Source organism: Acinetobacter lwoffii (genome assembly GCF_022809915.1).
In the GTDB taxonomy this organism is placed as follows: Bacteria; Pseudomonadota; Gammaproteobacteria; order Pseudomonadales; family Moraxellaceae; genus Acinetobacter; species Acinetobacter lwoffii_M.
Map to the genome: position 1 here is coordinate 31,626 of NZ_JALGQY010000030.1, position 12,110 is coordinate 43,735.

Annotated in this window: 7 protein-coding genes and 2 pseudogenes; 3 read left to right on the top strand and 6 right to left on the bottom strand. The window is 41.2% G+C overall.

From position 1 onward, the window contains the following. Positions 1 to 100: 100 nt before the first annotated feature. Both MTX11_RS13385 and MTX11_RS13390 read right to left on the bottom strand, forming a co-directional pair. Positions 101 to 2,152, bottom strand: coding sequence for a hypothetical protein (locus tag MTX11_RS13385; protein ID WP_243475330.1), 2,052 nt, complete (start codon positions 2,150 to 2,152; stop codon positions 101 to 103). 64 nt (positions 2,153 to 2,216) lie between these two features. Beyond that, complete coding sequence (locus MTX11_RS13390; protein ID WP_243475331.1) at positions 2,217 to 5,111, bottom strand: valine--tRNA ligase; 2,895 nt, start codon at positions 5,109 to 5,111, stop codon at positions 2,217 to 2,219. Positions 5,112 to 5,286: 175 nt separating this feature from the next. Here MTX11_RS13390 and MTX11_RS13395 point away from each other — a divergent pair. Both MTX11_RS13395 and MTX11_RS13400 read left to right on the top strand, forming a co-directional pair. After that, a pseudogene (locus MTX11_RS13395) lies at positions 5,287 to 5,957 on the top strand (hypothetical protein). A 20-nt stretch (positions 5,958 to 5,977) separates the two neighbouring features. After that, positions 5,978 to 6,784: an SDR family oxidoreductase gene (locus MTX11_RS13400; protein ID WP_243475332.1), complete on the top strand. Its 807-nt coding sequence runs from the start codon at positions 5,978 to 5,980 to the stop codon at positions 6,782 to 6,784. A gap of 18 nt (positions 6,785 to 6,802) precedes the next feature. Here the strand turns inward: MTX11_RS13400 and MTX11_RS13405 are convergent, their stop codons facing one another. After that, positions 6,803 to 7,465 carry a GGDEF domain-containing protein gene (locus tag MTX11_RS13405; protein ID WP_243475336.1) on the bottom strand — a complete coding sequence of 221 codons (663 nt, stop codon included), beginning with the start codon at positions 7,463 to 7,465 and terminating at the stop codon, positions 6,803 to 6,805. Beyond that, positions 7,431 to 7,907 (bottom strand): hypothetical protein, encoded by a 477-nt coding sequence (locus tag MTX11_RS13410; RefSeq protein ID WP_243475333.1) that lies wholly within the window; start codon positions 7,905 to 7,907, stop codon positions 7,431 to 7,433. Before MTX11_RS13410 ends, MTX11_RS13405 begins: the two co-directional genes overlap by 35 nt. A gap of 343 nt (positions 7,908 to 8,250) precedes the next feature. On the opposite strand from MTX11_RS13410, the gene MTX11_RS13415 reads away from it, so the two are divergent. Beyond that, positions 8,251 to 9,525, top strand: coding sequence for a glutaminase (locus MTX11_RS13415; RefSeq protein WP_044112855.1), 1,275 nt, complete (start codon positions 8,251 to 8,253; stop codon positions 9,523 to 9,525). Between the two features lie 123 nt (positions 9,526 to 9,648). Here the strand turns inward: MTX11_RS13415 and dhaK are convergent, their stop codons facing one another. Beyond that, positions 9,649 to 11,379 (bottom strand): dihydroxyacetone kinase subunit DhaK, encoded by a 1,731-nt coding sequence (gene dhaK / locus MTX11_RS13420; RefSeq protein WP_243475334.1) that lies wholly within the window; start codon positions 11,377 to 11,379, stop codon positions 9,649 to 9,651. Positions 11,380 to 11,480: 101 nt separating this feature from the next. Then, positions 11,481 to 12,110: pseudogene (locus MTX11_RS13425) on the bottom strand (IS3-like element IS1236 family transposase); the annotation flags it as partial.

The window sequence follows — 12,110 nt, forward strand, 5'->3', positions numbered from 1 at the left end:
TATTCGTATAATAACTCTAGATTTAATAATGAAAATTCCCTCTCCTAAAAGGAGAGGAAAATAAGTTTTTGAATTTACAAGGTTCAAATATGTAGTTTATTTATTGAAAACCAATTTTTTCTTTAATAAATTTAGGTAAAAACTCTGGGTTTGGTGGGATATCCTTTCCAATTTTAACTTCAACTTTTTGTTCAATTCTATCAATCAAGGAATTATTGTGATTTTTTATTAAGTATGCCTTTAATTTATCACATAATCTTTGAGAGAAAATTGAGTTAAAGAATCTTTCTATAAATAGACAAATAGTATATTTATTTTCTTCAGTTAAAGTTAGAGGGAATTTTAATTGCTTAGCTTCTTCATGATTTGCATTATATTTAATCATATAGAGTAAATTTAATTGCTTTCTTTGTACTACTTGGATTTTGATATATTCATCAAGTAATTCATATAAATTATTTGCTAATTCATCACTATAAATACTTTTCTCAATTAATTTGTCTATCTGACTACATAAAATAGCTGAAAAGCTCATAAAATCTATGTCATTTATATATTTACAATGGTCTTGTACAAGTAGAGAGAAGTTTGGACTTTGTTTAAATATTAAGTCTAAAAGATACTCATTAAAATCCATCGGTAATGGGGTTATGAGATAATTTTCTTCTAACGTTTCTTTTAGAAAATCAATTATATCAGGAATTGAAAATCCTAAATTATCAGTTAAACCAATTTCATCTAAAAGTTCACCAATATCATCATATGTTTTTGGAGTTTTAATTAAGTTAAGAGACATACGACATTGGTTGTATTCTTTTAATAAATTAAAACGAGAAGGGCAGTTCATTAAAGATTTTAGAAATTTTTCAATTATTTTCGTATCGTGATATATATAACATAGATTACCAATTAGAGTTAATATCCGCTTTTTTTGCAAATGATCATAAAAATTAAAAGTAATAAGATTTTCTAATATTTGGTCAAGATTTTCTAATAGATATGTAGATTTATCTTTATTATCACAAATGTAAATTATCTTTATAGATTCTATAATATTTTCATAAATATTGGCACAGTTGATGAGATGAGTAAAATGAAATACTATTCTAGAAAAATTATTGTATATGTGTGTTGAATATTCAAAATTGTATTTTATTATGCTTATTGATTTTATGTATTCAATAAATTCTTTAATATTCTTTTTTCTATTTCTTTGCTTTTTAGTAATTTTCTTAAATATCTTATTTCTATTTGATTCATATTCTTCATAATGTAATGGTTGTGGAATTTCTCTTTCTAAAAAAATTCTTGGTGTATTTGCTAATAAGCTGAAAATTTCATGTTCGAATAAAATAACAGTAGGAATTCGATTAGAGGTTAACTTAATGTTTAAATTTTGGATGTCTTTTTCAATTGTAAAATGATCTTCGCCTGTAAGTAAACTAACTTTATTTTCTAGTAGGTCCGTATCTAACTTGGTCAAAGGTAATTTTTTTCTATCGAATTCATAATCTATCATCATAGTAGATTGTACAATAGGATAGGATAAAACATGTTTGTGACTAAAAGCTTTGCCATTATTTCCTGTATATGGCTGTGTCCATGTTGGAAAGCATGAAGCAATATTCTTATCATCATGTACAAAATACATCAGACGTATAATTTTAGTTGGATCTGATTGAATATTACAGTAACCGATTAATTGATCATTTTTAGATTTTTCCAAATCTAAATTTTCTAAACCTTCTTTTATATACTCAATTAATTTTGTTTCATCTGTGTCTTCGGGAAATAAAGTTTTCCATAGATAACCAGAAATATAATATTTATCTACTGCTAGAGTTGCTGATGCAGCACGTTTATTGAATAAGGTTCTTGGTAATTTCGCTGTTAATACGCCATTTTGTAATTCTCGAACATAGAACCAATCCTCATGTAAGGAGGAATTGTAGTTGTATAAGTGCGCTATAGTTGGGTGGTTTTTTAAGAACGACTCAAAGCCATTTTTAATATGTAATCCACCAGTTAAAATTGACTTTGTTTGACCATTTCCAATCGGTTGAGTGGCAAATTCACCATCAATAATATGTTTTAAAGCTCTCTCGGATAAATAATATTTTTTCCCGTTTACTGCATCAAATTCTAAAGTCATAATTAATATAAAGGGCTGAATAATCAGCCCTTTATACTACAAGTTATCTCAAATTAACAACACATTAAAGCGCTGCAATTTGCTCCATATTCGCTTTAATTTTCGCTAACTGATCAGCAAACTCAGCAAGTTTCACTTTCTCGCCTTCAACCACAGCCGCAGGTGCTTTTGCTACGAAACCTTCATTCGAAAGTTTAGTCGCAATTTGGTCATGCTGTTTTTGAACCTTGTCTAAGTCTTTTTGTAGACGACCCAATTCCGCTTTAGGGTCAATTAAACCCTTCATTGGAACGTATACAGACACGTGACCAACGACAGAAGAAGAAGACAATGGTGGTTGTTCGCCATCAGCCAAGAAGGTGATGCTTTCAACTTTTGCCAATGCTTTAAACAACGGTTCAATACGTGCAATCTGTGCTTTTTCAGCATCAGTGGTATTTTGCAGTAGAACAGGCAACAAGCGCGCATTCCCTAGACTCATCTCACCACGGATGTTACGCACCGCACCAATCAAACCTTGCAGCCATTGCATATCTGCTTCAGCCTGATCATTAATCAATGCTTGCTCAGCAACAGGGTACGGCGCCAACATAATGGTTTCGCCAGTAATACCGAGTTTCGGCGCAAGCGTTTGCCAGATTTCTTCAGTCAGGTAAGGCATTAACGGATGTGCAAGACGTAAAGACGCTTCCATCACCGAAAGAAGAACACGACGTACTTCAGCTTTACGCTCTTCAGACACATTTTCATCGTTCAGAACCGGTTTGGTTAATTCAACATACCAGTCACAGTATTCATTCCAGATGAACTCATAAATCGCTTGCGCAGCCAGATCTAAACGGTAGGTTGCAAATGCTGTTTGCACCGCTTGTTCCGCTTTTTGCAGACGGCTTACGATCCATTGTTCAGGCAATTCCCAAAGGTCTTGACGTGCTTCTGAACCAATAGTTTGACCTTCGACATTCATCATCACGAAACGTGTTGCGTTCCAGATTTTATTGGCAAAGTTACGGTAACCTTCAACACGTTTCATGTCGAACTTGATGTCACGACCAGTGTTGGCAAGCGCACAGAAGGTGAAACGAACCGCGTCTGTACCGTAAGATTGAATACCTTCAGGGAATTCTTTACGGGTTGATTTTTCAATCTTCGCTGCTTGTTTCGGGTTCATCAAACCTGTTGTACGTTTTTGTACTAAGGTTTCAAGATCCACACCATCAATCAAGTCTAATGGATCAAGTACGTTACCCTTAGATTTAGACATCTTCTGACCTTCGCCATCACGTACCAAACCGTGAACGTACACGGTTTTAAACGGCACTTGTGGCGTACCATCTTCATTCTTCATGAAGTGCATGGTCAGCATGATCATACGTGCCACCCAGAAGAAGATGATGTCAAAACCAGTGACAAGCACATCAGTCGGGTGGAAGGTATTTAAGAAGTAGTTGGCTTTGTCTTTCGCTTCGTCGCCAGTCCAACCTAAAGTTGAGAATGTCCAAAGACCTGAAGAGAACCATGTATCCAATACGTCTTCGTCTTGGTTTAATTGAACATCGGCAGGGATGTTGTTTTTCGCCCGAACTTCAGCTTCATCACGGCCAACATATACATTGCCTTCCGCATCGTACCAAGCAGGGATACGGTGACCCCACCACAATTGACGCGAGATACACCAGTCTTGAATGTTGTTCATCCACGCCATGTACATGTTGTTGTACTGTTCAGGCACAAACTTAATGCGACCATCCTGCACCGCTTCAATCGCAGGTTTCGCAAGCGGTGCAATTTTTACATACCATTGATCTGTCAATAGAGGCTCAACAATCACGCCTGAACGGTCACCGCGAGGTGGTTTTAATGTGTAAGGTTGGATCTGATCTAACCAGCCTTCAGTTTCAGCTTGTTCAACGATCTTCTTACGTGCTTCAAAACGTTCTAAACCAATGTAATCTGCAGGCGCAGGAATGGTTTTAGAAATTTGCTCGCCCGCTTTCGCGATGTATTCAAACTCAGCCAACACTTCAGCATTTTTGTTGAAAATGTTGATGATTGGCAATTCGCAACGTTTACCCACTTCATAGTCATTGAAGTCGTGTGCAGGGGTGATTTTCACACAGCCTGTACCGAATTCTTTATCGACATATTCGTCTTTAACGATTGGAACCGCACGACCAGTGATTGGCAGGATGATGTTCTTGCCAACAAGCGCAGCATAACGTTCATCATCAAGTGCAACGGCAACAGCTGTATCACCAAGTAGTGTTTCAGGACGTGTTGTAGCTACTACGATGTGATCTTTACCATCATGCGTGCGCAATGATTTGTCTTCAAAGAAGTATTTGAAGTGCCAGAGTGAACCTGCTTCTTCTTTATCAGACTCAACTTCCAGGTCAGAAAGGGCAGTTTGCAGTTTTGGATCCCAGTTCACCAGACGTTTGCCGCGGTAGATCAGGCCTTCTTCGTGAAGTTTTACAAACACTTCTTTTACTGCGTTTGATAAACCATCATCCATCGTGAAGCGTTCACGTGACCAGTCAACCGAAGAACCTAAGCGACGGATTTGACGGGTAATGTTACCGCCAGACTGTTCTTTCCATTCCCAGACTTTTTCGATGAACTTTTCACGACCCAGGTCATGACGGCTAACCCCTTGTGCACCCAGCTGACGCTCAACCACCATTTGCGTTGCAATACCTGCGTGGTCAGTACCCGGTTGCCAAAGCGTATTTTTACCAGACATACGGTTGAAACGCGTCAAGGCATCCATGATGGCATTGTTGAAACCATGACCCATGTGCAGGCTACCAGTGACGTTTGGTGGCGGAATCATGATACAGAAAGATTCGCCTTTTTCAGACGGCTTAAAGTAACCACGCTCTTCCCAAGTTTGGTACCATTTTTTCTCGATCTCGGTCGGATCGTAGGTTGTCGCGATATTTTGCGCTGAGTCAGTCATAGTCTAAACAGATCAAAAGTGAATGAAAAATTGGATCTATTGTAGCAAAAAAAATAGTGCATGCGGCAGCTTAACCAAATGCAAACTTTAGCCAATTGGCATGTATAGCAACTCATCGTATGATAGATTGATAAAAAAACGCGACTCATCGCAGCATATCAAAAAGGATAATAAGATGAGCTATAACATTTCCCTGAAGCTTCAACCCGAAACCCATCAGCGCTTTAAAGACCTTCATTCCAGATTAAATGCCGGCGAGCGAGACAGTCTTGCCAGACCCTTAGGTGAAAATCTGGCCGATATGGCCTGTGAAATTATTGACCAGATTTTCGGTCAGGTGGTGCAGTTGGCCAATTCACCGGACAGCGAGTCCGAAAAAGTGATTCAGCAGATTATGCATAACACCCGTAAATATATGCCGTGGTCGGTTTCGTTGTTTGGCAATGAGCGTCTGATGCCTATGGTGAACTATTTGCATCGTATGACCTATGAGCATCAAGGTGATGCTTTTGTTCGATATCCGGTGGTAAATTGCTGGTGATGGAGTTGCTCGGCTGTATTGACCAGATGAAAAATGGTAATCATCAATATGTATCACCCGCTTTAAAAGCCTTTACTCAGGTGGTCGATCAAGGGGTGACACATCTGATCCGTGAACCGAAAAAAATGTTGAAATTTAATGTGGTGGTCGATAAAACCTTGAATGGGGGGATTCATTTAACCACCCAGTTAGGCTATAAACGTTTTGACAAGCTCGGTAGCATCTATGATGCCGATACGATGAGTTATTATTTTGAGCATTTGCTGGCATTTCTGGAAGATGAAATGCAGCACCATATTCATTAAAACAAGGGAAAGAGGATTTCATGGCGAAAGTTGAAGACTTAAATGGAAAAGTGGTCTGGATTACCGGCGCATCTTCAGGGATTGGCAAGGCGATTGCCCAGCAATGTGCTGCACTTGGGGCACAGGTGGTACTGACTGCACGTCGGCATGCAGAACTGGAAAATGTTCGCCAAAGTCTTGCTCATCCAGATCAGCATATTTCAGTCATTGCCGATATCACCGATGAAAGTCAGGTTCGTCATGCTTATGAGCAAGTTTTGCAACAAAAAGGCCGGATTGACTGGCTGATTAATAATGCAGGTTTAAGCCAACGTGCCCTGATTCAGGACACCACCATGCAGACTGAACGTGCCATTATGGAAGTTGATTATTTCTCGCAGGTGTTTCTCACCAAAATGGTATTGCCGACCTTTCTGGCACAAAAGTCCGGTCGTATCGTCTTTATTTCCAGTGTTGCAGGTTTGCTGGGTACCCAGTATCGCGCTTCCTATTCCGCAGCCAAAGCAGCGATTCATATGTGGGCCAACAGCTTGCGTGCTGAAGTCGCAGATCAGGGTGTGCATGTCTCGGTGATTTTCCCGGGCTTTGTTCAAACCAATGTCTCGCTTAATGCTTTAAATGGGGAAGGCAAACCGCAAGCCAAGCAAGATGAAGCGATTGAAAATGGTCTGTCGGCAGAAGATTTTTCCCGTCAAAGCGTACAAGCCTTGCAGTGTGGCGAAGAATATATCGTGATTGGTGGCAAGAAAGAAAAACTTGGCGTGCTGGTTTCACGTATTTCACCCAAGGTGCTATACAAAATGATTCGCAAAACCAAGGTCAAATAATTTAAAGCCTGATCAAATTCAGGCAATTTTCTCTTGAGCGAATTGAACCTGATTACGGCCCATCTGTTTGGCCTGATACATGGCATGATCAGCCGCTAAAGTGGCTTCTTTAATCTGATTAGGATGATTGAAGAAGCTGACTCCGATACTGATGGTTAAATAAATATGCTGCTGTTCATGATGTAATGGGGTTTCTTCAAGCTGCAACCGGATCCGTTCAGCAATTTTAAAGGCGGCATCTTTTTGAATGTCATGCAAGACGAGCAGAAACTCTTCACCACCAATACGTGACACTTGGTCTTTGTCCCGAATATTGGCTTTAAATATCTGACTGATATGTTGTAAAATCAGATCACCGACCTGATGTCCATAATGATCATTAACTGCTTTGAAATGATCTAAATCTGCCATCAAAACTGCATGCTGTAAGGCAGGATTAGGATCTATTTTTTGAATATAGGCTTCAAAGCCACGGCGGTTTAATAATCCGGTCAGCGGGTCGTGATGGCGCTCCCGTTGCAACTTTCGCACCAGATCCAAAATTGCACAGCCAATGAATAAACCTAAAAAGATCAGATCAATCAGCAGCAGGAGCAGCTGTGTAAATGCCCATGCCGGTTCGTAATGGGCGACAAACCCCTGATCCTCAAGCAAAACAGAGAACAGCAAAGCACGTCCCATGATGATGAACGTGGTCGCGAAGGTAAAAATTTTCAGGTAACTGTCGATACGTAAGCGTGTACTCGTCCGAATAAAGGCAATCGGGCGATGCAAATAAATTGCCGCAGTAATGACCAATAATCAGCAAACGGACAGTCTGGTCAGCAGTCACTTGGGTAAAGTAGTAAATGCCAAACGCACCCAAGGCAATCAGGTAAATATAGTTTGGCCATACATAGTCGATTTTTAAACGCTCATAAATGGCTTTGCTGTGAAAGGTACAGGACAAGAAGTAAAGAGCAGCAATGAAACTGGAGATTTCAACTAAAACTGCTGCAGATAAAACGGTATTGAGTAATATCGTCACGCCAATCAGAATCAGTGCATAAGCGTAAGATCTTAAATAATTGGGTAAGCCTTTATAATAGGAAATACTCAGCGTGATGATCCCCAGGCTCGACATGATGCTGGGCACGAGTAGACTGTAAAAATTCAAATCCGGGATCAGCGTGTTAGATTATAATGTGAGCAGGTGGGTGAATAATATCATTTATTGCGATGAAAAATATAAATAAAATGGATAATCAAACTAATCGAAATGACCTGTTGAACCGCTCGATATTTTATAAAAACTCAAAAAAATAATATCAAAATTCCTCTCACGCCTGATGATCATGGAGCTGAAAAGGCATTTGTTTTAGTCCAAATCGATGGACGTATTTATAAAATGCTACCAATTTGGACTTGTAGTTTTATCCTGAAAATTTAAGGTGGAAACAGGATGAAAATATAAAGGATCTATCTGAATGAAAACCCCGGTGCCCGATTATCTCCAGCATGTATTAACGGTCTGTCATGATAATGATCAGGGCGCTTTGGCTGACTATATCCCTGAACTGGCAGCGGTAGATCCAAACAAGTTCGCTTTGGCGCTGACCACGGTGGATGGCACGATTTATTCCACGGGAGATGATGAAACCGAATTTACCATGCAGTCGATGTCCAAGCCTTTTGCCTATGCCTTGGCATTGCAGCATTTGGGAATTCCAGCAGTACTGGAAAAGGTCGGCGTTGAACCTTCAGGAGAGGCTTTTAATCAGATTTCGCTAGATAAAGAAACCAATCTTCCTAAAAATCCAATGATTAACTCGGGTGCGATCACTACGCATTCTTTGATTCCGGTACAAAAAGGCATTTCACGTGCGGAATGCTTACGCCGTTTTTTAAGTGAGCTGGCAGGACGTCAACTGGAATTCGACAAGCAGGTGTATAAGTCGGAAGTCAAAACTGCATTCCGGAACCTGTCGATTGGCTATATGCTACGTACCGTAGGTGTGCTGGATTCGGATCCGGTAGAAATCGTCAATGGATACATCAAGCAATGTGCGATTAAAGTGACGGTCAAAGATCTGGCAAATATCTGTAGTGTGCTCGCCAATGGCGGTGTTCAGGCCAAAACGGGCAAACAGCTGCTAGAGCGTGATGTGGTGCGCCAAGTGCTCAGCGTGATGATGACCTGTGGCATGTATGATGCGGCGGGTGACTGGCTGACGACGGTGGGCATTCCTGCCAAAAGTGGTGTATCGGGCGGAATTATCGGGGTATTGCCTGGGCAGGTGGGAATTGTGGTTTTTTCTCCTAAAATTGATGAGCATGGGCATAGTGTACGTGGCGTGGATATTTTTGAGCGTTTGTCGCGGGACATGGGCTTGCATCTGATGGAAGGGACGCCATCGGCACAGACCATTTTGCAAAGTCGTTATACTGTAGGTAAGAACAATGACATTGTCGTGTATGAGCTGCGCGGTGTATTGCAATTTACAGAATCCGAAATGTTGCTGCGAATTTTGCAGGATGAGCCAGACGCTCAAACACGTATAGTCATAGACCTGACCAATTTGACTTTGATTCATGATGTGGGTGCACGCATGTTATTTGAAGGTGTCAAACGTTTACAAGCGAATGGGCACAAAGTGGTGGTCATTGACTCAGAAGGCGTATTGGGTGAAGAACAGGTAAAAGGCAATAAGCGGGTAGTGGTGACAGAAGAGTTAGAGCGCTATTTAGAGAAGTTTAGTTAAGCCATACTTATAGAGATGAGTATGCCTTTCATTATTTGTGCTTTTAAACTTGCTCAGTAGAGGAAATGAAATTTGAAAAAAGCCCCGAACAGTGTCGGGGCTTTTTTTTAAATCTTGCAAAGCTTATTTAATATGCTCGGCAATGTCCGTAAAGATCACGCCTAAGCCATATGCACCAGCATCCGGATAGCCTAAGCTACGATCACCGACCGTACCGGCACGGCCCATACGCGCTACGATCTCTTTGGTAGATTCTGCACCTTTTACCGCAGCCGCTGCACCCAAGACAAAGTTTTCTTTAAACGTCTTGTCGGTATTGGCTGACCAAGAGTCTGCGCAAGGTACAAGTGCATCAATAAGGGTTTTGTCACCGACCACAGCACCACGACCAAATGAACGCTCACCAGTCACTTGAATACCTTTAACCGCAGCTTGCAGCATCTCGGCAAAATCTGCCACGCTTAGGGTTTGTTTCCCCTGAATGGCTTTGCTGGCTGAACGGAAAGCAGAACCCCAAATTGGCCCTGACGCACCGCCACAATGTTCCATAATAATCATGGAACTATTCAGCAGGAATTCATCCATGTGCTGCGCTTGAATCAGGCTTTGCCATTCGCGTTTCAGTTGTTTAAAGCCTTTGGCGACGCTCATACCAAAATCGCCGTCACCTGCATGGGCATCCAGCTCGCAGAATGGCACTTCGTTTTTGATGATGCAGGCCGCCATCACATCGACCACATAACGCATGTTTTCAATCGTGAATTGCTCGTTCTGAATTTCAGCATGTTCTGCTTGGGTTTCAACTTCGGTATTGGCGGTTTGTTTTGCTGCTGCATCTTGTGCTGCAAATTCAAATGGTAGTGCAGGTGAGCCATCAAGCTTTAAGGCAGGGGTATTGGCTTCCGCATCCAGATAGGTTTTCAGTTCATCATCCCCAGCAAGTAATGAGACCGATGCGCCATTCATGTCGATACTGGTCATGTAGTTGCCAACAAATGTACGGTAAATCTTGATGCCTTTACGTGCCAGATGTTCGCATACATCATTGTTAAACACATACAGTTCTTGCATTGGCGTTGAACCAAAGCCGTTGACTAGAACAGCAACTTCAGTCAGATCAGGACGGTCCAGAAACAGGTCATCGATAATACGTTGTGCCAGCTCTTTGGATGGCAGGATTTTTTCACGACGGATACCCGGTTCGCCGTGGATGCCGACGCCGTATTCCATTTCATCATTCGCCAAGGTGAAGGTGGGTGTGCCTTTGGCAGGAACGGTACATGAGGTATAGGCGAAACCAAGACTAATCACGTTATCTGCTGCTTTTTGAGCCACGGCTTTGACTTTCGCAAGCTCTAAACCTTTTAATGCTGCTGCACCTGCAATTTTATGTACAAATACAGTACCCGCCACGCCACGACGACCAACCGTATAGAGGCTATCTTTAACGGCAATATCATCCGCCACTTTGACATAATCGACTTTAATGCCATCTTCTGCTGCCAAAGCTGCACCATTCTGGAAATTCATCATATCGCCAGAATAGTTCTTGATGATCATCAGCACGCCTTTGTCTGTGGCGACATGTTGCAGGGCTTTATAGACCTGAATTTGTGAAGGTGATGCAAATACATCACCGCATACGGCAGCGTCTAACATGCCAGTACCGACAAAGCCTGCATGTGCAGGTTCGTGACCACTACCACCGCCACTAATCAGTGCCACGTTATTGTGTTTTTGTTTACGTGAAATGATTTTATGCGATTCGGTAAATTGTAGTTCAGGGTGAGCAAGGACAAAGCCTTTGCACATTTCGACAACCAGATTTTCAGGGTTGTTGATGAGTTTTTTCATGGAGGAAGGCCTTCACGTATTCTGGGAGATGTCTAAAGTCTTATTATTATGGAAATGTTTGGAATTTGCTGACTTAAAAATGTAAAAACAGATGATTGATCCTAGACAGTATCGTGGACAACAAATCCCTCTAAATTCTTGAAATATTTCTGTTCAAAGGCTTCTGGGCTTAACCAGCCGTTTGCAGAATGTCTTCTGATTCGATTGTAATAAATCTCAATATAGTCAAACAAGACAGCATTCGCTTCTTTTCGAGTGGCAAATACACTGCCATGGACCACATGACCTTTCAATGTATGAAAGAAGCTTTCGGTCACTGCATTATCCCAGCAGTTTCCCCTGCGTGACATACTTTGAACGCAGTTATTCGTCAATAATAGCGCCCTAAAATCACGACTACAGTACTGTGAGCCTTGGTCCGAATGTACCATGACACCCATTGGATACCCCTGACGAGCCATTGCATAATGAAACGCATCACATACCAATTGACGGTCTATTCGATAGCTGGTTTGCCAACCGACAATACGACGGCTGAATAGATCCAGCATCACACATAAATACAGCCAACCTTGCTTAGTACGGATATAGGTAATATCTGTTGTCCAGATCTTATTGGGTTCATTGACCGTAAATTGACGATCTAACAAGTTAGGTGCTGTAGGCAAACGATGGTTTGAATCAGTCGTATGCTTGTATTTACGTGCAATCCTGCTACGTAAACCAAGCTT

Bases quoted from the DNA above. Each gene is read 5' to 3' on its own strand.
- MTX11_RS13385 (WP_243475330.1), bottom strand. From the start codon at position 2,152: ATGACTTTAGAATTTGATGCAGTAAACGGGAAAAAATATTATTTATCC.
- dhaK (WP_243475334.1), bottom strand. From the start codon at position 11,379: ATGAAAAAACTCATCAACAACCCTGAAAATCTGGTTGTCGAAATGTGC.
- MTX11_RS13410 (WP_243475333.1), bottom strand. From the start codon at position 7,907: ATGTCGAGCCTGGGGATCATCACGCTGAGTATTTCCTATTATAAAGGC.
- MTX11_RS13405 (WP_243475336.1), bottom strand. From the start codon at position 7,465: ATGGGACGTGCTTTGCTGTTCTCTGTTTTGCTTGAGGATCAGGGGTTT.
- MTX11_RS13390 (WP_243475331.1), bottom strand. From the start codon at position 5,111: ATGACTGACTCAGCGCAAAATATCGCGACAACCTACGATCCGACCGAG.
- MTX11_RS13415 (WP_044112855.1), top strand. From the start codon at position 8,251: ATGAAAACCCCGGTGCCCGATTATCTCCAGCATGTATTAACGGTCTGT.
- MTX11_RS13400 (WP_243475332.1), top strand. From the start codon at position 5,978: ATGGCGAAAGTTGAAGACTTAAATGGAAAAGTGGTCTGGATTACCGGC.